Annotated in this window: 17 protein-coding genes; 5 read left to right on the plus strand and 12 right to left on the minus strand. The window is 65.2% G+C overall.

Annotated features, from left to right (window positions below; all coding sequences use genetic code 11):
- The first annotated feature begins 208 nt into the window (after positions 1-208).
- Positions 209-1,033 (plus strand): SDR family oxidoreductase, encoded by an 825-nt coding sequence (locus ABIE20_RS05655; protein ID WP_429503694.1) that lies wholly within the window; start codon positions 209-211, stop codon positions 1,031-1,033.
- Positions 1,034-1,071: 38 nt separating this feature from the next.
- Here ABIE20_RS05655 and ABIE20_RS05660 read toward each other — a convergent pair whose 3' ends face one another.
- The 4 genes from ABIE20_RS05660 to ABIE20_RS05675 all read right to left on the minus strand — a co-directional run bounded on the left by ABIE20_RS05660 (position 1,072) and on the right by ABIE20_RS05675 (position 6,175).
- Positions 1,072-2,526 carry an efflux transporter outer membrane subunit gene (locus ABIE20_RS05660; protein WP_429503490.1) on the minus strand — a complete coding sequence of 485 codons (1,455 nt, stop codon included), beginning with the start codon at positions 2,524-2,526 and terminating at the stop codon, positions 1,072-1,074.
- Entirely contained in the window at positions 2,523-3,593 is a 1,071-nt protein-coding gene (locus ABIE20_RS05665; protein ID WP_429503491.1) for an HlyD family secretion protein, read from the minus strand. The genes ABIE20_RS05660 and ABIE20_RS05665 overlap by 4 nt, the downstream gene beginning before the upstream one ends.
- A 23-nt stretch (positions 3,594-3,616) precedes the next feature.
- Entirely contained in the window at positions 3,617-5,158 is a 1,542-nt protein-coding gene (locus ABIE20_RS05670) for an MFS transporter (RefSeq protein WP_429503493.1), read from the minus strand.
- A 111-nt stretch (positions 5,159-5,269) separates the two neighbouring features.
- The gene (locus tag ABIE20_RS05675; RefSeq protein WP_045197211.1) at positions 5,270-6,175 is read right to left on the minus strand and encodes a LysR family transcriptional regulator; all 906 of its coding nucleotides are present in this window, start codon (positions 6,173-6,175) and stop codon (positions 5,270-5,272) included.
- Between the two features lie 162 nt (positions 6,176-6,337).
- Between ABIE20_RS05675 and ABIE20_RS05680 the strand changes: the two genes are divergently transcribed.
- Positions 6,338-6,790: a universal stress protein gene (locus ABIE20_RS05680; protein ID WP_429503495.1), complete on the plus strand. Its 453-nt coding sequence runs from the start codon at positions 6,338-6,340 to the stop codon at positions 6,788-6,790.
- A 7-nt stretch (positions 6,791-6,797) separates the two neighbouring features.
- Here the strand turns inward: ABIE20_RS05680 and ABIE20_RS05685 are convergent, their stop codons facing one another.
- From ABIE20_RS05685 to ABIE20_RS05700, 4 genes are read right to left on the minus strand one after another with little or no spacing between them, the layout of a single operon-like run.
- The gene (locus tag ABIE20_RS05685) at positions 6,798-7,664 is read right to left on the minus strand and encodes an efflux RND transporter periplasmic adaptor subunit (protein ID WP_093379665.1); all 867 of its coding nucleotides are present in this window, start codon (positions 7,662-7,664) and stop codon (positions 6,798-6,800) included.
- Positions 7,665-7,675: 11 nt separating this feature from the next.
- Positions 7,676-7,876 (minus strand): DUF1656 domain-containing protein, encoded by a 201-nt coding sequence (locus ABIE20_RS05690; protein ID WP_010220679.1) that lies wholly within the window; start codon positions 7,874-7,876, stop codon positions 7,676-7,678.
- Positions 7,866-10,052, minus strand: coding sequence for an FUSC family protein (locus ABIE20_RS05695; RefSeq protein ID WP_429503498.1), 2,187 nt, complete (start codon positions 10,050-10,052; stop codon positions 7,866-7,868). The genes ABIE20_RS05690 and ABIE20_RS05695 overlap by 11 nt, the downstream gene beginning before the upstream one ends.
- Complete coding sequence (locus tag ABIE20_RS05700) at positions 10,049-11,575, minus strand: efflux transporter outer membrane subunit (protein ID WP_429503500.1); 1,527 nt, start codon at positions 11,573-11,575, stop codon at positions 10,049-10,051. The genes ABIE20_RS05695 and ABIE20_RS05700 overlap by 4 nt, the downstream gene beginning before the upstream one ends.
- 186 nt (positions 11,576-11,761) lie before the next feature.
- On the opposite strand from ABIE20_RS05700, the gene ABIE20_RS05705 reads away from it, so the two are divergent.
- The gene (locus tag ABIE20_RS05705; RefSeq protein ID WP_010220676.1) at positions 11,762-12,709 is read left to right on the plus strand and encodes a LysR family transcriptional regulator; all 948 of its coding nucleotides are present in this window, start codon (positions 11,762-11,764) and stop codon (positions 12,707-12,709) included.
- Between the two features lie 73 nt (positions 12,710-12,782).
- Positions 12,783-13,754, plus strand: a complete 972-nt coding sequence (locus ABIE20_RS05710; RefSeq protein ID WP_429503502.1) for a 2-hydroxyacid dehydrogenase — start codon at positions 12,783-12,785, stop codon at positions 13,752-13,754.
- An 80-nt stretch (positions 13,755-13,834) separates the two neighbouring features.
- On the opposite strand, the gene ABIE20_RS05715 is transcribed toward ABIE20_RS05710, so the two are convergent.
- Positions 13,835-14,737, minus strand: a complete 903-nt coding sequence (locus ABIE20_RS05715) for a DMT family transporter (protein ID WP_429503504.1) — start codon at positions 14,735-14,737, stop codon at positions 13,835-13,837.
- 136 nt (positions 14,738-14,873) lie between these two features.
- Here ABIE20_RS05715 and ABIE20_RS05720 point away from each other — a divergent pair, with 136 nt between their 5' ends.
- Positions 14,874-15,749 (plus strand): helix-turn-helix domain-containing protein, encoded by an 876-nt coding sequence (locus tag ABIE20_RS05720; protein WP_429503505.1) that lies wholly within the window; start codon positions 14,874-14,876, stop codon positions 15,747-15,749.
- Here ABIE20_RS05720 and ABIE20_RS05725 read toward each other — a convergent pair.
- The 3 genes from ABIE20_RS05725 to ABIE20_RS05735 form a co-directional block, all read right to left on the minus strand.
- Positions 15,746-18,148 (minus strand): TonB-dependent siderophore receptor, encoded by a 2,403-nt coding sequence (locus ABIE20_RS05725; RefSeq protein WP_429503507.1) that lies wholly within the window; start codon positions 18,146-18,148, stop codon positions 15,746-15,748. The two genes, ABIE20_RS05720 and ABIE20_RS05725, sit on opposite strands and share 4 nt — an antisense overlap.
- A gap of 105 nt (positions 18,149-18,253) precedes the next feature.
- Positions 18,254-19,228 (minus strand): FecR family protein, encoded by a 975-nt coding sequence (locus ABIE20_RS05730; RefSeq protein ID WP_429503509.1) that lies wholly within the window; start codon positions 19,226-19,228, stop codon positions 18,254-18,256.
- Positions 19,225-19,788, minus strand: a complete 564-nt coding sequence (locus tag ABIE20_RS05735; RefSeq protein WP_429503696.1) for an RNA polymerase sigma factor — start codon at positions 19,786-19,788, stop codon at positions 19,225-19,227. The genes ABIE20_RS05730 and ABIE20_RS05735 overlap by 4 nt, the downstream gene beginning before the upstream one ends.
- Position 19,789 lies beyond the last annotated feature (1 nt).

The raw sequence follows: 19,789 nt of genomic DNA on the forward strand, positions 1-19,789 counted from the left end.
CTATCAGCTGACCTTCGCCACCTTTAGGGCACTGTCCCGCGAAATTCAGCGCCCACCGGTGACCCACGTGCCCACTCAACTGCTGTATGACACGGCAAACCAACGCCACCTCTGGACCGGCATTTGCACCGATCAGTTGGAAAGTGCATTGAAAGTGCAGATTGCTGAACTATCATCCAGTACCCCCCCTGCTCAAGGACAGCAGCTCATGCCCAGCGTGTTGATCACCGGATGCTCCAGCGGTATCGGTCTGGCTTTGGCCGAGGCCTTCAAGAATGCCGGCTTCGAGGTCTGGGCCACGGCGCGCAAGGCCGAGGACGTAGACCGCCTGGCCGCCAGCGGCTTCACCGCCCGCCAACTGGACGTCAATGACCAACAGGCGCTGACGCAACTGGCCGGCGAACTGGAACAGCACGGCCGGGGCCTCGATGTACTGATCAACAACGCCGGCTACGGCGCCATGGGGCCGCTGCTCGATGGCGGCGCCGAGGCCATGCGCCGGCAATTCGAAACCAACGTGTTCGCCGTGGTCGGGGTCACCCGCGCATTGTTCCCGGCGCTGCGCCGCAACAAAGGCCTGGTAGTGAACATCGGCAGTGTTTCCGGGGTGCTGGTCACGCCGTTCGCCGGTGCCTACTGCGCCTCCAAGGCGGCCGTGCACGCCCTGAGCGAAGCCTTGCGCCTGGAAGTGGCGCCCTTTGGCATACGGGTCATGGAAGTGCAGCCCGGCGCGATTGCCTCGCAGTTCGCCAGCAACGCCGGGCACGAAGCCGAACAACTGATCGGCGAACAATCGCCCTGGTGGCCGCTGCGCGAGGGCATCCGGGCCCGCTCGCGCGCCTCCCAGGACAAACCGACCCCGGCGGCCGACTTTGCCCGCGATGTCCTCAAGGCCGTGCGCCAGCCAGAGCCGGCGGCGCTGGTACGCCTGGGCAATGGCAGCCGCGCCTTGCCGCTGCTGCAAAACTGGCTGCCGCGGGGCTTGCTGCAGCGCGTGCTGAAAAAACGCTTCGGCCTGGACCGCGCGCTCTAGGTTATCGAGCTCAACACGTCGCCATCGACGCGCGAAAATCAACCTTGAGTGGCAGCCTGCAGCGGTTCGCTGAACGGCTGCCATCCGCCGCCCAGCGACTTGTACAAACCAACCAGGGCCTGGGACACCGCGGCCGAACTTTCGACCCACTGCTCCTGGCTGGCCAGCAAGGCGCCCTGCACACTCAGCACATTGAGAAAGTCCACGGCGCCCTCGACATATTGCTGCTGGGCGGTCTGCAGGGCGATGCGGTTCTGGCGCACGGCCTCTTCAAGCAGGTCGCGGCGCAACTGGCTGGCGTTGTACAGGCGCAGCACATCGTCGATTTCATGCCAGGCGCGCAATACCACCTGCTGGTAGCGCAGAGCCGCTTCCTGCTGCTGGGCTTCGCGCAACTTGAGCACGCCGCGCAAGCGCCCGCCTTCGAAAATCGGCAAGTTCAACTGCGGACCGATGGCAAAGCGGCGCGCATCCCAGCTACCGAAATCCGACAACTGCAATGACTGCAAACCAACATTGCCCGACAGGCGGATGCTCGGATAAAAATCCGCCTTGGCCACGCCGATGCTGGCGGTGGCGGCATGCAACTGCGCCTGGGCCTGGAGAATATCCGGGCGCCGCTCGGCCAGCTCCGACGGCACGCCGATGGCAAAGCGTTGCTGCGGCGTCGGCATCGCGCCTGGCTCCAGCAATTCGGCCTGCAGGCTGCGTGGCGGTTCGGCCAGCAGCAGGCCGAGGGCATTGATCAGTTGCGCCTGGCGCTCTTCGAGACTCGGCAGGCGCGCCTCGACCGAAGCGACCTGGGCGCTGGCCTGGGCCACATCGAGGGCAGTGGCGACCCCGTCGCGCAGGCGCATTTGCGACAGGCGCAAGCTGTGCCGCGAGACCTCGAGGTTTTCCCGTGTAACGGCCAGGGTGCTCTGCACCGCGCGCAACTGGATGTAACTGCCGGCAGTCTCGGCCAGCAGCGACAACAGCACGCCACGGCGGTCGTTCTCGGCAACTTCGACCACCGCATCGGCGGCTTCGACCTGGCGGCGTACGCGGCCCCAGAGGTCAAGCTCCCAACTGGCGGTGAAGTCGCCCTGCCAGAGGTTGAAGGCCGACTTGCCGCCGTTACCGGACGGGTCGTTGAGGCCTTCGGCGCTGTTGCGCGCCCGACTGTATCCACCGCCCAGGTCAACCGACGGGGTTTGCTCGGAAGCGATGCTCATGCGCAGCGCGCGGCTTTGCAGCAAGCGCGCGCTGGCGATCTGCAGGTCGAGGTTGCGCTGGCTGGCGCGTTCGATCAAGGCACTGAGCTTGGGGTCGTGAAAGCTTTCCCACCAGCGCTGCTCCAGCGGTGTGGCCTGAGCCTGACTGGCGGCGGGGGTTTCCTGCAGCGCTGGCCACACGGCCGGGGCATGGCTGTCAGGCGCGCTGAAATCCGGGCCCAGGCTGCAGCCAGCCAGCAGGCTCAGCAGCAGTGGGCAAAGGGCAAATACAGGTTTCATCGGGCGCTGACCTCTTTACCGGTGCTCAGGCTCGCGCCGGTATCAATCGTGGCCACCACCGACATGCCGACCCGCAGGCGCTCCAGCAACGGCTGGTTGGCGTCGAAGACAATCTTCACCGGAATGCGCTGCACCACCTTGGTGAAGTTGCCGGTAGCGTTATCCGGCTTGACCGCCGCGAAGGTGACACCGGTAGCCGGGGCGATGCTCTCGACCCGCCCGTGCAGGTATTCATCGGCGAAGGTATCCACGCGGATCTGCACCGGCTGCCCGGGTTGCACGTGGGTCAGTTGAGTTTCCTGGAAATTGCCGAGCACATAGGCGTGCTCCAGCGGCACGACCGACAGCAGCCGTGCCCCCGGGTTGACGTAGGCGCCGACGCGCAGCGCGCGCTCGCCGACCATGCCGTCGATGGGCGCGACGATGCGCGTGTACGACAGGTCCAGTTGCGCCCGCTCAAGGCTCGCCTGGGCATGCTTGAGGCCCCCTTCGGCGCTGTCGACCTGGGCGCTGAGGATATCCACCTGCTTGCGCGCCGCCGCCAGCGCCGCCTGCGAGTTGGCCAGCCGCGCCCGCGCCTGATCAACCCGGCTGCGCGCCTGCTGGGCGTTCTGCACGGTACCGGCGCCCTGCTCGGCCAGGCGGCTGTGGCGGGTCAGTTCGTGATTGGCGAAGGCCAGCTCAGCCTGGTCGGCACTGACCGCGGCCTGGGCCTGTTCGATCAGCGAGGCCTGGCGCTCGAGGGTCGCCCGGGCATTATGGCTTTGCGCGCTGGACACCAGCAGCTGCGCCTGCGCCGCCGCCAGCGCGGCCTGGTAGTCGCGGTCGTCGATCTGCGCCAGCAGTTGGCCGGCCTTGACCTGCTGGTTGTCTTGCACCAGCACCTGCTTGATAAAGCCGGCCACCTTCGGTGCGATCACCGTGTAGTCGGCAGACACATAAGCGTCGTTGGTGCTCTGTTCGCTGTCGTGGCCCAGCAGCATCGGGCCGAGCACGCCGGCAAGCCCGGCCACCACCAGGGCGGTGACGATCAAGGCGGTTTTTCGGTGAGTTGTTGTCGTGGTCATGTCTTTCTCTCAAATCCGCAAACCTAGGCCACCGCACGCGGTGGGTAGATCCGGGTAGGCACACAAGGAATCAGCACAATCAGCGCCGCGGCCAGCAGCGCCATGCACAGGTAGAGGTCGGCCGAGGTCAGCACCAGGGCTTGTTCGTGGATGCGTCTGGCCAGGCCCGGGGCGCTGCTGTCGGCCAGCGGCGAATTGCCCAGGCTGTCGACCAGCGCATTGGAATGAAAATGCCGGCGCACGGTGGTCACCGCCTCGATCAACCCGGCGGCGACCACCGAAGCCAGGCCCTTGACTGTGTTGAACCAGGCTGAGGCAAATGGCCCGTCCTGCGGGGTCATGCCGCCAGTAGCCAGCATCAGCAAGGGGATCACCGACATTGGCTGGCCGAAGATGTGCAGCAGTTGCAGCAGGTAGAAGTTGTCGCGAATCCACACGCTGGTGAGCTGGGTGCCCAGCGCGCATGACAACGACAGCATGCCCAGCCCCGCCGCCAGCACCCAGCGGCAATCCACTGCGCGGATGTTGCACAGCGCCGCCACCAACGGCAGCGCCAGCAATTGCGGCAAGGCCACCAGCAGCATCAGCGGGCCGGTCTGGGCCGGACGGTAACCCTGGATCTGCGCCAGGTAGCTGGAGGGGATGATGATCACCGCCGTCAGCACGATCAGCACGCCGAACAGGGTCACCAGGGCGTGGGTCAGGTTGCGTACCTTGAGCATCTGCAGCTTGAAGAACGGCAGCGGCTCGGACCACTCGTTGCACAGGAACAGCACCAGCAACACCAGGCCGCCGCCGAGCAGCCAGCAGATCAGGGGCGAGTCGAACCAGCCCATGCGGTCACCCAGGGTCAGGCCGATCACCAGCGCGCAGATGGCCGGCAGGCCGAGCAGCAGCCCGCGCCAGTCGAACTGCTTGAAACGCTCCAGTCGCAGCGGGTCCTGGGGCAAGCCCCAGGCAACACAGGCCATTGCCAGCAATGACGGCAGGATGATCTGCCAGAACGCCCACTGCCAGCCGACATATTCAGTCCACAACCCGGCCAGCGGCGTGCCCAGGTTGGGGCCAAAGGTGGCGGTCAGGGCGTAGCCGGCCAGGCCATAGACCTTGATCCCCGGTGGTAGAAAGCGCAGGGCGACGCTCATCAGCATCGGCGGCAACGCCCCCGATGCCAGGCCTTGCAAGATGCGCAACAGCATCAGGCTGGACAGGTTGGGGGCGTAGGGCTGCACCAGCCCGAGCAGGGCAAACACACCGATCGCGCACAGGGTAAAGCGGCGCAGGGAAAAGGTCGCCGCCAGCCATGGCGAAAAAGCCATGGCCGAGACCGACGCCGCCGAATACACCGCGATCAGCCAGGCACCTTCATCGGCGCCGATGAACATGCCACCACGGATATCGGCCAGCGAGGCCTTGGTGACCATCTCGTTGAGGCCGGCGCAGAGAACCGCCAGCAGTACCCCGAGCAGGCCGACCAGAATGCGCGTGCCAAAAGCCGCCGGCGCCGCCGCAGCGGCAACCGGTGGGGGCAGCACAGGTAAAGGAGTCGCGGTCAGCGAACTCATGACAGACATCTCCGGACAGACAAGGGAACCGGCAGAAGTCTATGAAGGGGCAATGCTTACGAAAACTGACATATTGGCAGTTTACTAGTGCAGCAAACGCAATCGACCGCTTCAGCGCTGCTCGCTGCAGCACGCCTTGAGGGTCTGGCGCAGCCAGCGGTGGGCCGGGTCGTTATCAAAACGCGGGTGCCAGGCCTGCATCACCGTCACCCGTTCCAGGGGCAACGGGATGTGGAACGAGCGCAGCGGCAAGCCGAGCTTGGTCACGCTGCTGAGGATATTGGCCGGCATCGGCAGCAACAGGTCGGAGTCGGGCAAGGAGAACATCGCCGAATGAAAGCTCGGAGTGATCAGCGCCACCCGCCGTTGCACCTTGTAGTTGGCCAGCTCGACATCGATCGGGCCGTTGGCGCGGCCACGCCGCGAAACGCTGATCTGCGGGTAGGCGGCAAAGCGCTGGGGGGTGATCTCGGCCTCGAAAATCGGGTGATCCTGGCGCGCCAGGCCAACGTAAATGGTGTTGAACAAGCTCTGCATCTTGATCTCGGGGCCCAGGTCGATGGTCGAGCTGACGATCAGGTCGGTGCCGCCGTCGCGCAGCACCGCATCATCGTCGCCACCGCCTTCCGGGACAAAACGCAGCACGGTGTGCGGGGCCTGCTCGTGCATCATCTGCAGCAGTTGCGCGCCATACAGGGCGATGAACAGATCGTTGGTGCGGATGTTAAAGGCCCGGTCGAGGGTTGCCAGGTCGACTTCTTCGCGGCTGCGAAACACCAGCCCGGCCTGCTCGACCAGGGCCCGCACCTGTTCGTGCAGGGCCAGCGCCCGCGGTGTTGGTACCAGGCCACGGCCGGCACGCACCAGGATCGGGTCGCCGATGGCCTCGCGGATCCGCCCCAGGGTCCGGCTCATGGCCGCCGGGCTGAGGTTCATGCGCCGCGCCGCGCCGACCACGCTGCCCTCATCGAGCAGGGCATCGAGGGCGACCAACAGGTTCATATCCGGGATCTGCATTGCCAGGCATCCATGACGTGTAAACAAGGGCCGATCTTAACAGCTCGGCAGCGGCCATCGGGTTGCGCTGTACGCAACTACACAGTGCATGCCAGGCCATTTATTCGCAGGCCGGGGATCCTCAACAATAGCCGGCTCGACTGCCGCCCGGAGAAGCCGCCCATGCTCAGCCCCGTATTGATTGCCATCGATGGATCACCCGCTTCCCAAGGCCTGGTCGAGCTGGCGCAGCAGTACTGCTTGCCCAACTGCCATCGCCTGCAGGTGGTGCTGGCCATCGACAGTGCTTTCGCCCTGAGTGACGGCCCGGGGCCGATCAGCTTGTACGAACAGCAGGAATACCCGGCGGCCACCGACGAGCAGCGCCATGCCGTCCAGGCCGTTCGCCAGGCCCTGGAGAACCTGCGGGCGCTGGGCTTCGAGAGCGAAGGCAAGCTGGTACCGGGCGAGCCGGTGACGGCCATCGTGACTGCCGCTCGCGCGCTTGAGTGCGAGCTGATCATCATCGGCCACCGCCATTTGAACCGCCTCGGGCGTTTGCTCGATCCGTCGATCAGCAACAAGGTGATCGATCAGGTCAGTTGCCCGGTACTGGTGGATTCGCGCCAGGCTTGAGCCGTTTCTAACCTTCTTTCCGAGCCGGTTTGACCACCACCGTGCAGGTGGTCCCCGCCGCCAGCAAAAAGCCTTCCGGCACTTCATCGATGTGAATCCGCACCGGCACCCGCTGGGCCAGGCGTACCCAGTTGAAGGTCGGGTTGACGTCGGCGATCAGTTCGCGGCTTTCAGGGTTGTCGCGGTCATAGATACCGCGCGAGATGCTCTCGACATGGCCCTTGAGCCGCTCGCCGCTCATCATCTGCAGCTCGGCCTGGTCACCCACGCGCACGTGCGGCAGTTTGGTTTCTTCGAAAAAGCCATAAACCCAGAACGAATCCTTGTCGACCACCGCCATCTTCGCCTCGCCGGTGCGCGCGTAATCGCCGCGATGGACGTTGAGGTTGGTCACATAGCCATCGACCGTGGCGAGGATCCGGGTGCGCTTGAGGTCCAGCTCGGCCGCCGCCAACTGGGCCTGGGCCTGCTGGTAATCGGCCAACGCCGAGTTGGCGATGTTGCTGGCATCGTCACGGTTCTCCCGCGAGATCACCAGGTTGTCCATGTCGGCGCGCCGATGGGCGTTGACCTTGCGCATTTCCCAGGTGGCCTTGCGCGAGGCGACCAGCGCCTGGGCCTGGCGCACTGCCACCTGGTAGTGCTCGGGGTCGATCTGCAACAGCACGTCGCCCTTCTTCACCAGCTGGTTGTCGCGCACCGGCACATCGACCACATAGCCCGGCACGTCGGCGGCGACGTTGATGATATCGGCGCGCACCCGCCCGTCGCGGGTCCAGGGCGTGTTCATGTAATGCACCCAGAGCTGGCGACCGATCACCACGGCAGCGGCCAGCACGAGCAAGGTGGCGATCAGGCTGAAAAACTTTTTCATCAACAGGGGTCTCAACGGTAGAGAGTCAGGGCGATGGATCCGAACAGGCAGATAAACAGGCACAGGCGCAGCAGCGCCGGGTGCCAGAAGAAGCGGTAGCCGTCATGGCTTGCGATGAACCGGTCCAGGCCCCAGGCAAGCCCGGCGGCGAACAGGAACATCAAGGTCATGGTCGGCATGTAGACGCCATGGAAGGCGATTTCACGAGGCATGGGGCAGTCCTTTGGCCGGGGCCAGTTCGGCCAGCGGCGACTGAGGGTCGAGCAGCGAAGTACGGATGAAGTGCAGGTAGCTCTGCACCCGGCGCAGGGCCGAGGTGTCGAAGTGGCGGGCGAACGGCTCGTCGGTGGCCTGTACGCGGCTGATGGCGTGATCCACCGCCACCAGGGCGCGCTCGTGGTTGCTGGCGCTCGGCTGCATGAACAGGCGCGCCAATGCCCGGCCCATGACCCGAATGGCCTGGCGCCAGGGCTGCGATTCGGCGTAGCACGGATGCACCGGCAGAATCGCCTGCTCCTTGCGCAGTTCGATGATCGCGTGGCCGACCTCGAGCACCACGAACATCCAGCGCAGCAACTTGCTCTGCACCAACGGCTGGCCGACTGCCAGGCCATAGGCTTGGTGCAGCAGGTCGCGGGTGCGGCTTTCGAAGCTTGAACCCAGGCCGCGCAGGCGCCCGGTAATTGCATACAGCACCTGGGCGCGCAGGTCCTGCTCCAGGCGGCTCCACAACCAGCGGCTGTTGGGCGGCAGGATGATCGCCCCGGCAGCGGCGCAGACCAGCATGCCGATGACCATGGCGATGTAGTCGTTGATGAAGTTGTAGGGGTTGTAGATGGTCAGGTTGTCGGGCACGGAACCTGTGGCAAAAAAGATCAGCAGGCCCAGGCCATAACCGGCATAGGCCGGCCGCGAGGCGAGGAACGCGCCGAACACGAACACCGGCGCCAGTACCAGGCACAGCAGCGGGAAACCGTCGATCCAGGGGAACACGAAGAAGGTTTCGAAGAAGCCGACAAAGGCGCCGAACAAGGTGCCGCAGGCCATCTGGAACGACATGCGCTTGGGGTTCGGAGTGGCCGCCGAGAGGCCGACGGTGGCGGCGGCGATCAGGGTCATCATCGCCCCGCTCGGCCAGGCGGTAAGAATCCAGAAGCTGCCCAGCACCAGCAAGATGAACGAAGCGCGCACGCCGGCGGCCAGCGAAGCCATCCAGTTGGTCTGTGCCACATAGGGCTCGTCCCACTGCTCGCGGGCATGGTTGTGCTCGCTCAGCGAGGCGTGGGTCTGGGCGTAGCTGTGCATGTCGTCGACGAAGCGGTACAGCAGCTCGTAGGCGGTGTGAAAATCCAGCAGGTCAGCATCGCTCGGAGCGCTTTCGACATAGGCGGCACGCAGGCTGCGCACGCGCTCCGGCAAGCCTTCCTTGTAGGCCGCCAGTTGCTCGGCCAGACGCGCCGCATCGCGCTCGGTAAGGCCGCGCCCGGCATAACCGTCGAGCAGTTCGGCCAGGGCGCCGAGCCCGGGTTCGATGGCGGTGACGATCTGCAGCGGCCCACGCAAGCGCAAGCGCTCAAGCAACTGGTGCAAGGCGTTGAAGCGCGTGGTGATGGCCATGAATTCGCTGTTCATGCGCCCCAAGCGACCGTTGCGCCGGCGCATGTGCGGGTCTTCGAAAGCCGTGACGCTGCGCAGGCTCTCCAGGCCCACGGCCTCGGCGATAAAACGCACGTTGCTGCTCTCGAAGCGGTCGCGCTGGCTGTCGCCGCGCAGGCCCTCGGCAACGAAACCGGCGAACACCCCGAAGCGCTGGTACAGGGCGTTGCGCATCGAAGCGCTGGCCGACTGCGGCAAAATCGCGGCGCTGACCAGGGTCGAGACCAGAATCCCCAGGGAGATCTCCAGCACCCGCCACACGGCCGCCATGAACGCGCCGTCCGGATGCTGCAGGGCCGGCAAGCCGACCATCGCCGCGGTGTAGCCGGCGAGCACGAAACCATAGGCGCGGAAGGTGCGATAGCGCATGGCACCGGCCGAACACAGGCCGACCCAGATCGCCAGGCTCGGCAGGAACAGCTCGGTGTTCTGTGGAAACAGGGCGATCAGCGCGACCATCATCGACGAGCCGGCCAGGGTGCCGAGCAGCCGGTAGAAGCTCTTGGCGAACACATGGCCGCTCTGCGGCTGCATGACGATGAACACGGTGATCATCGCCGTGCGCGGTTGCGGCAGTTCCAGGCGCATGGCCAGCCACAGGGTCAGGAAGGCGGCGCTGAGGACCTTGAAGATGTACACCCAGGTCACCCCGTCGGTGTGCAGCCATTCAAAGAACCCGCGACGCCACTCGAGAGTGGCCAGCCAGCGAAACGGCAGAGACAGTGCGCTCATTGGGCGTTAACCGGCTTATCGAAAATCGCCAGGGTTGCCGGAGTCTTCGGCGCCTGCTGGCGGTCTTCGCCGGGCACATCGCTACCCGCGCCCAGGCCGCCGCCCAGCGCCGTAACCAGCTCGGCGTGGGCACTCAGGCGTGCGGCCTGAACCTGCTGCTGGATCTGCTGCTGGCGGAACAACTGGGTTTGCGCGTTGAGCACATTGAGGTAATCGGTCAGGCCGCGCTGGAAGGCGATCATGGCGATGTCGTAGGTTTTTTGCGCCGAAGCCACCGACTCGGCGGCAAAGTGCTGTTGCTCGTTCATCGACTCACGGCGAATCAGCTGGTCGGAAATGCCCTTGAGCGCCTCGACCACGGTCTGGTTGTAGTGCGCCACAGCGATGTCGTAACCGGCCGAGGCAACCCCCAACTGCGAGCGCAGGCGGCCGCCGTCGAACACCGGCAGGCTGATCGCCGGGCCGACGTTGTAGTTGAACTTGCGCCCGGTCAGAAACTCCAGCGCGCCGCCACCGGTGGCCATGAAACCCAGGCCACCGACCAAATCGACGTTGGGAAAGAAGCCAGCATGGGCCACATCGATACCACGGGCCTGGGCCGCCACCTGCCAGCGACTGGCGACCACGTCCGGGCGCTGGCCGACCAGTTCGGCGGGCAACGCCGAGGGCAGCTTCAACGCGGTACCAAGGGCCAGTTGTGGACGCTGCAACTGCGCGCCCTGCCCCGGCCCTTGGCCGGCCAACGCCGCCAGCTGGTTGCGCGCCAGGGCGATTTCTTCATTGAGGGCATCGAGCTGGCGATGGGTTTCCGGCAGCGGCGTCTGCGCCTGGCTGACTTCGAAATGGGTGCCGATACCGCCGGCCAGGCGCCGTTCGGCCAGGGCCAGGATCTGCTCCTGCTGCTCAAGCTCGGCCTGGACGATATCGCGCTGGGCAAAGTGCAGCGACAGCTGGATATAGACCTTGACGATGTTGTTTTGCAGCTCGAGCTGGGCCTGGCGGGCCTGGGCCACGCTCATGTGGGCCATGTCCACGGCCTGCTCGCTGGCATTGCGCTCGCGGCCCCAGAGGTCGAGAGCGTAGCTAAAGCCCAGCGCGGCATTGTTGTCCCAGGTGTTGGAACCCGACAGTGCGCCGGGGCCGTAAAACTGGTCTTCCGGCCAGTTGTGGCGCTTGAGCGTCGACTGGCCGTTGACCTGCAGTTTTTCTGCCGACTCGACCACCCCGGCCATGGCCCTGGCTTCGCGCACACGGGCGGCAGCCATGGCCATGCTTGGGCTGTCGTGTACGGCCAGGGCGATCCAGCGATCGAGTTGCGGGTCGCCGTAGGCCCGCCACCATTGCTGGTCGGGCCAGTGGGCGTCGAGGGCGGCTTCACGGATGGCCGCGTCGGTGGTCAGGGTATTGGCTTGCAGCGTCTTGCTTTGCGGGGCAATGCCCCAGGTTCCGATACAGCCGCTCAAGGTCAAGCTAAAGGCACAGGCACTGAGCGCGTTGAGCGCTCTGATAATGCGACGCGGCACAGCTGCGAATTCCCGACGTAGAAGGTGGATGACGCTTGGAGAGGCAATTCTAGGGGGCCGCCGCACTGGCGATAAGCGTGCATTACTGCGAATCTTTGTTACGAAAACAGCGATAATCCGGCTTTAGTCTGAAGACCGCCCCGGTTACTTCATGTCACAATTTGTCGTCTACTTTGAGAGCGACCCATGGACACCCTGCAAAACATGCGTGCTTTTAGTTGCGTCGCGCAAGTCGGCAGCTTCACTGCCGCGGCCGTGCAACTGGATACGACCACCGCCAACGTGTCGCGGGCGGTCTCCAATCTTGAAGCCCATCTGCAAACCCGCCTGCTCAACCGCACCACCCGGCGCATTGCCCTGACCGAGGCCGGCAAGCGCTACCTGATGCGCTGCGAACAGATCCTCACCTACGTAGAAGAAGCCGAAGCCGAAGCCAGCGACGCCCATGCGCGCCCGGCCGGGCAACTCAAGGTGCATTCGATGACCGGGGTCGGCCAGCATTTCGTCATCGATGCCATTGCCCGCTACCGCGAAACCCACCCGGACGTCACCTTCGACCTGACCATGGCCAACCGCGTGCCGGACCTGCTCGACGAAGGCTACGACGTGTCGATCGTGCTGGCCAGCGAGCTGCCGGACTCGGGCTTTGTCTCCCAGCGCCTGGGCATCACCTACAGCATCGTCTGCGCATCGCCCGACTACGTGAAGCGCCACGGCATCGCCCACAAGCCCAGCGACCTGCTCAACCATGCCTGCCTGCGCATGGTCAGCCCGGTGATCCCGCTGGAAAAATGGCTGTTCGACGGCCCCGAAGGCCAGGAAGTGGTGAACATCACCCAGGCGCCGTTCCAGGTGAACTCCGCCGATGCGATGAAAACCGCGATCCGCAGCGGCATGGGCGTTGGCGTGCTGCCGATCTACTCGGCCATAGAGGGCCTGCGCGACGGCTCGCTGGTGCGGGTGATGCCTGAGTACCGCTTGCAGGAGCTGAACCTGTACGCGATCTACCCGTCGCGCCAGTACCTGGATGCCAAGATCAAGACCTGGGTCGAGTACCTGCGCAACTCGCTGCCGGAAATTCTCGCCGCCCATGAAGCGGACCTGAAAACCCACGAACTGCGCATCGCCACCTGAAATCTTGCTGCACAGCGGCAGTGGAGAATGATAGCGTGCTACCCATTCTTCACCGCCCGCAGAGATTTCGCCGATGAAAAAGACTGTCCTTGCCTTCAGCCGCATCACCCCGGCGATGGTCGAACGCCTGCAGCAAGACTTCAACGTGATTGTGCCGAACCCCAAGCTCGGCGACATCAGCGCCCAGTTCAACCAAGCCCTGCCCCAGGCGCATGGCCTGATCGGCGTCGGCCGCAAGCTCGGCCAGGCGCAGCTGGAAAACGCCAGCAAACTGGAAGTGGTTGCCAGCGTTTCGGTGGGTTACGACAACTATGACCTGGCCTACTTCAACCAGCGCGGCATCGCCCTGACCAACACCCCCGACGTGCTTACCGAAAGCACCGCCGACCTCGGTTTTGCCCTGCTTATGGGCGCGGCGCGGCGGGTGGCCGAGCTGGATGCCTGGACCAAGGCCGGGCAATGGCAAGCCACCGTCGGCCCGGCGCAGTTCGGTAGCGACGTGCATGGCAAGACCCTGGGCATCGTCGGCCTGGGCAATATCGGCGCGGCCATCGCCCGACGCGGGCGCTTCGGCTTCAACATGCCGGTGATCTACAGCGGCAACAGCCGCAAGCCAGCGCTGGAGCAGGAACTCGGCGCGCAGTACCGCAGCCTTGATGAACTGCTGGCTGAAGCTGATTTCGTCTGCCTGGTGGTGCCACTGGGGGCGCAGACCAAACACCTGATCAGCAGTCGCGAACTGCAGTTGATGAAACCCAGCGCATTTCTGATCAACGTCTCCCGCGGGCCGGTGGTCGATGAAGCGGCGCTGGTCGAGGCCTTGCAGGCCGGCACCATTCGCGGCGCCGGGCTGGATGTCTACGAGAAGGAGCCGCTGGCCGAATCACCGCTGTTCCAGCTGAAAAACGCCCTGACCTTGCCGCATGTAGGTTCGGCTACTGCCGAAACCCGCGAGGCCATGGCCAATCGGGCGATTGATAACCTGCGCAGCGCCTTGCTCGGTGAGCGGCCGCGGGACCTGGTCAATCCGCAGGTGTGGAAGTAAGCCGTACTGGTCCCATCGCGGGTCAAGCCCACTCCCACAGATTAATCCCAACTTGTGGGAGCGGGCTTGACCCGCGATGGCTACCGCAAGGCCACCACCGGCTCGACCACCTTGGGCCGGGGTTTGCGAAATACCAGCACATTACCCAGCATCACCAGCACCAGGCCTGCCAACGCCGGTGCCGTCCACTGATAGCCTTCGTAGAACGCCGAGACGTTCAGCGCCACCAGCGGGAACAGCACCGTGCAGTACGCGGCCCGCTCCGGGCCCATGCGCCCGACCAGGGTCAGGTAGGCGGTGAAGCCGATCACCGAACCGGGGATCACCAGGTATAACAGCGAACCGATATAGCGCGTGTTCCATTCCATGGCGAACGGTATACCGCTGAACAGGCAATACAGGCCAAGCATGCTGGCGCCATAGAGCATGCCCCAGGCATTGGTGGTCAGCGGGCGCAAACCGGCCTTCTGTTGCAGGCTGGAGAGCATGTTGCCAGCCGAGAAACACAGGGTTCCCAGCAGCGCCAGGCCCAGGCCGATGATGGTTTCGCGGCTGGCGGCATGCCCGGACAGCTCGGGCCAGAACAGCAGCCCTAGCCCGGCCAGGCCCAGGGCGCCACCGGCCAGTACATTGGCGGCCACTTTCTGACCGAAGAACACCCGCGCATTCAGCGCGTTCCACAAGGTCGCGGTAGAGAACACCACGGCGATCAGGCCGCTGGGGATCCACTGGCTGGCGGTCAGAAAGCACATGAAGTTGACGCAGAACAGGCACAACCCCTGGGCCAGGCAAATCATGTGGCCACGGCGGTTCATCGGTTGCAGGCGGCGGCTGAGTAGCAGAATGACAAACAGCACCAGTGCCGCCAGGGCAAAGCGGTAGACGATCGACACCGGGATGGCGACCACCCCCAGTTGCAGCTTCAGGGCAATCCAGGTGGTACCCCAGATCAGCACGGTAAGCAGGTATAACGACAGGTTCATGGCGGCACTCCTCGATTCCAGGCCACCAGTGTGCAGCCGCCCCTGCGCCGGCACTTGCACATTCTTGCGCTTTTGCGCGGCCGCCTGCTGTCAGCCTGGGCGCGGCGGAGTAGGATTGCCAACAGAGGTAGCGACCATGACGCCGTTGGACCAGCTGCAAGTTTTCAAAGCCATGCACGACTCACCCCATGCCCGCCTGGAGCACAGCGCGCACCTGGGGGACGGCCTGGCTGCAGCCCTGTGGAACAACCGCCACGACGCCCGCGACTACGAAGCCCCCAGCCATCACACCCTGTCGTGCTACATCGCCGACGGCACCGGCACCTTTCGCCGCGACCGCCCCGGCCACACCGGCTCGCCCGACAAGCTGTGCATCATGCCCGCCGGCTCCGCCTCACACTGGGTGGTCAACGGCTCGATCCGCCTGGCCCACCTGTACATCAGCGAAGAGCAATTCGCCCTCGGTTGCGTCAGCCTGCTGGACCGCGAGCCGCGCGAGCTGCAACTGCAGGAAGCGACCTTTCTCGACGATCCCGAACAGGCCCGGCGCTTTCGCCAGTTGATTGCCCTGGACTGGGACGAGCCCGCCGAGCGCCTGCTGACCAGCAGCCTGGCCCACGAGATTCTCGACCACGCCCTGCTCAGCCAGGTCGGCCTGCGCCAGGGCCTGCGCCTGAAGGGCGGGCTGGCCGCGCACCAGCGCCGGCAACTGAGCGAGTATGTCGAGGGCCACCTGGATCAACCCCTGAGCCTTGGCGAACTGGCGGCGCTGTGCAACCTTTCCGAGTACCACTTCGCACGGATGTTTCGTCAAAGCTTCGGCCTGCCGCCGCACCAGTACCTGCTGGCCCGGCGCCTGGCCAAGGCGCGGCAACTGCTGCGCCATGGCCAACTGCCGCTGGGCGAAGTGGCGCTGCTGTGTGGCTTTGCCAGTGCCAGCCATTTCAGCAACCGCTTCCGCCAGGCCCTCGGGGCAACGCCCGGCGCCTACCGGGCGGCCTTCAGCGCTTAGAACTCCAGAGTGCTGGACAGGCTGAGCTGGCGTGCATCGCCCACCGAGACAAAGTTACGGTTCACCGCCGAGCTGTAATAGGTGCGATCGAACAGGTTCTTGACGTTCAACTGCAGGCGCAGCTTGTGTTCGTCCAGGCGGGTTTCGTAACTGGCGAAGGCATCGGCGACGGTGTAGCCCGGCAGCTCGAAATCGTTCTCGGCATTGCCCGCCCGCTCGCCGACATAGCGCGCCCCCGCGCCCAGGCGCAGGCGGTCGCCACCGAACAGGCTGCCGGCGTCATACACCGCCGACAGCGAGCCGCTGTGGCGCGCCACGTTCTGCAGCCGATTGCCTTCAAGGGTCGGGTCCTGGGTGACTTCGGCGTCGGTGAAGGCATAGTTGCCGATCAGGCTCCAGCGCTCGCTCAACTGCCCGGTCAGGTCCAGCTCAATGCCGCGCGAGCGCACCTCGCCGGCGTTGCTGTAGAGCGTGTCGCCGGTAGCCGAATCGAAGTTGGCCACCAGCACGTTGCGCTTGCGGATGTCGAACAGCGCCAGGGTGCCGGTCAGCGCCCCCGGCATGTCGAGCTTGGCCCCCAGCTCCCAGGATTTACCCTCCTCCGGTTCGACCCCGGAATCCAGCACCAGGCCGCCGGTCAGCGGGGCGATGCTGGAGTTGGGCTTGAATGATTCGGTGTAGCTGCCATACAACGACAGCTGCTCGTCAACCTTGTACACCAGCCCGAGCCGTGGCACCCAGGCCTGGCCGTTGGTGTTGGTGTTGGCCTTGAACGGCCGCCCGCGCCCGGCGAGCTGGTCGTACATCTGGTAGCGCGCACCGGCGACCAGAATCCAGTGCTCGTCGAGGTGGATCGAATCCTGGAAGAACAGCGAGTCGCTGCGCAATTTGTCGGTCTGTGCGCTGTCGCTGTCGCGCACGCTGGTGCCCTCGACTTCGCGACCATACACCGGGTCGAGGTAACTGAAAGTGCTGAGGCTGCCCTGGCGGATCAGGTCGGCGCGGTAGACCTTGCGGTACTCGTTGTCGAGGCCGAACAGCAGGTCATGCTGCATGCCCGCCAGTTGCACCTTGCCCTCCAGGCTGGCCGTGGCGAAACGATCGCTGCTGAGCGCGCCGCGGGTGCCGTCCATGCTCCGGGTCAGGGTGCCGCGGGCGGCGTTGACGGCGGTCACTCGCACCTGGCTGGCGTCGTAGGTTTCGCGGTTGTAGCTGAAACCGAAGTGGGCTTTCCAGTCGTCCGAAAGCTGATGATCGACCTCCAGGCGATAGAGGTCCGAGCGCCCTTGCATGTCGTTGAACGGCTCGTCCAGGCGCCGGGTGCTGGGGATGTCCAGCGGGTGGTTGGTGCGCGGGTCGATGGCCGTGCCGCGGTCGAACGGGTAGAGAAACTCGCGGTGCTCGTAGGCCAGCAGCACCTGGGTGTCTTCGCCGAACCAGGCCAGCGAGGGCGCCACCAGCGATTCGCGGTGGGTGCCGAAGTTGCGCCAGTAGTCTTCGTCTTCATGGTCGAGCACCAGGCGGTAGGCGAAGTTGCTCTGGCCCAGGGCACCAGTACTGTCCAGGCCGCCACCGCTGCCGTTCTTGCCGCTGCCATAGCTCGAGCCGCGCAGGTTCAGGGCGTTGTACTGCTGCAGTTGCGGGCGCTTGCTGACCACGTTGATCACCCCGCCCGGGTCCTGAATGCCATACAGCAACGAGGCCGGGCCCTTGAGCACTTCGACCCGCTCGGTGCTGGCACTGAGGCTGCGGCCCTGCACGATCGGCATGCCGTCGCGCATGATCGAACCGTCGCGGTTGTCGCCAAAGCCGCGCTTCATCACCGTGTCCTGGGTGCCGCCGAAGTTGTTGCCCTGGGTCACGCCGCTGACATTGGCCAGGGCGTCGTCGAGGTTGCGCGGGGCCTGGTCCATGAGCACCTGGGCCGGCACCACGTTGATGGCCTGGGGCGTTTCCATGATCGACGCCTGGCTGCGCATCACCGAGCTGTTTGGCGGCGGCTGGTAGCTGTAGTCGGCATCGGCTTGCGAGTTCACCGTGGTCGCCTCGAGCTTGAGCGCAGCGCTGGTATCCAGCGGTTCGAGGGTCAGGGTGCGGGCGTCAACGCGGCGAACGGCAAAACCCGAATTGCCCAGCAGTTGCTGCAAGGCCTGCTCGGCACTGAGACTGCCATGCAGGGCCGGGGCGTTGAGCGCCGGCAGGTCGGTGGTATAGATCACGCTTTGCCCGGTCAGCCGGCTGAAGTCATTGAGCGCCTGCACCAGCGGCTTGCTCGGCTGGGCAAACACATAGACCTGCTGCGCGGCCGCCGCGCCCAGGGGGAATGCGCTAGCTGTGGCCAGGGCCGAGACACTGAGCCAGATTGAAAAGCTGCGCGCTGCCGAGGGGGTGAACTTCATGACCGGTAACCTGTGAAGGAGTGACGTTTATGCGAATGAATCGCACTTTCACTCACTACACGGTTGTCGCGCGAACTTACCTCATCAGTTTTCTGAAAATATTTTTCAGCGGATCAGCGTCACCCGCTCCAGCAGGGTAATGCGCTTGAAGCCCAGCACCGCGCCGAGCGAATCCAGCGCTGCCAGCGGCTGGCTGGCCGGGAAGCTGCCGCTGACCTTGCGTTTGCCCAGTTCGCTGTCGAGCACGATGATGCGCCCGGGATAGTAGCGAGCCAGGTCGTCGATTACCGTGCTCAGCGGCACCTGGTAGTAATTGAGCCAGCCTTGGCGCCAGGCCAGGCGCGATTCGCTGTCCACCGCTTCGACCGCGCTGGCGGTGCCGTCGCGATAGGCCACCTGCTGGCCGCCACTCAGCTGTTGCTGCAAGCGCCCGGGCTCAGCGGTCACCGCCACCCGGCCATCGAGCACGGTGACCCGCGCGCCGCCATGGTGCTTGCGCACCTCGAAGCGGGTGCCGAGCACGCGCGTCTCGCCCTTTGCCGCCTCGACCACGAACGGCGCGCCGGTGTGGGTGACATGAAAGAACGCCGCGCCACGGCGGATCGTCACCTGGCGCTGACCGTCGCTGAAATCTACCGACACGGCGCTGCCGGCATCCAGGGTCATGTGCGAATTGTCGGCCAGCACCACTTTCTCAACCTGCCCCGGCGCCGTGACGTAATCCGCCTGCAAGTCATCCAGCCAGTAGGCCGGATGCCAGCCGGCAGCGGTGCCCAGCGCCAGTACCAGGCAGGCGGCGGCAGCGAAGGTGGCGACACGCCGCCAGGTGCGCCCCGCTGGCGGTTGCTGCATGGCGCGCAAATAGCCTTGCAGGGCCGGGTCATCCTCGGCAGCCAACAGGCTCGCCGGCGCTTCGCTCAGGCGCCACAAGGCCTGGGCCTGGGCATAGGCGCGGCCATGGGCGGGATGGGCGAGCAGCCAGCGCTTGAACTCGGCACGCTCCGCCAGTTGCGGTTGCTCGTTGATCCGGCTCAGCCAGTTCAGTGCGGCCTGATGCTGCGCGGCGGTGATCTCGGTCATGGTGCTTTCCCTGGCTTGCGGGTGCTGGCCGGCGGCAGCTCGATACTCGCCTTGCACGCCTCCAGCGCGCGCATCATATGTTTTTCCACCGCACTCTGGGACAGGCCCATGGCCTTGGCGATCTCGGCGTACTTGCGCCCGTGAATGCGGTTGAGCAGAAAGATCTGCCGGGTACGCTCGGGCAGCAGGCGCAGCGCCGCCTCGATGCGCTGCAGGTCGCTGTTTACCTCCAGCGCCACTTGCGGTGCGCTGACATGCTCGTCGGCCACTTCTAGTTGCAGGCTGTCGTTGACCCGCTCGCGGGCACCTTCGCTGCGCAGGTGATCGATGGCGATATTGCCGGCGCAGCGCAGCAGGTAGGTATCGAGCGCCTCGACCTTGACCTGCGGCCGGCGCCAGAATCGCAGGAACAACTCCTGGATCAGGTCCGAGGCCGTGGCCCGGCAGCCGATGCGGCGGCTGACCAGGGCTTCCATCTGCGCCCGTTGCGCAAGGAACACCTGGACAAATCGCGCGCGCCCGCTGGCCCCGTCGGTGTCGTTGGCACCTTCGGCGGGCAGA

Origin of the sequence: Pseudomonas sp. 2835 (genome assembly GCF_050435905.1) — a bacterium.
Classification (GTDB): domain Bacteria; phylum Pseudomonadota; class Gammaproteobacteria; order Pseudomonadales; family Pseudomonadaceae; genus Aquipseudomonas.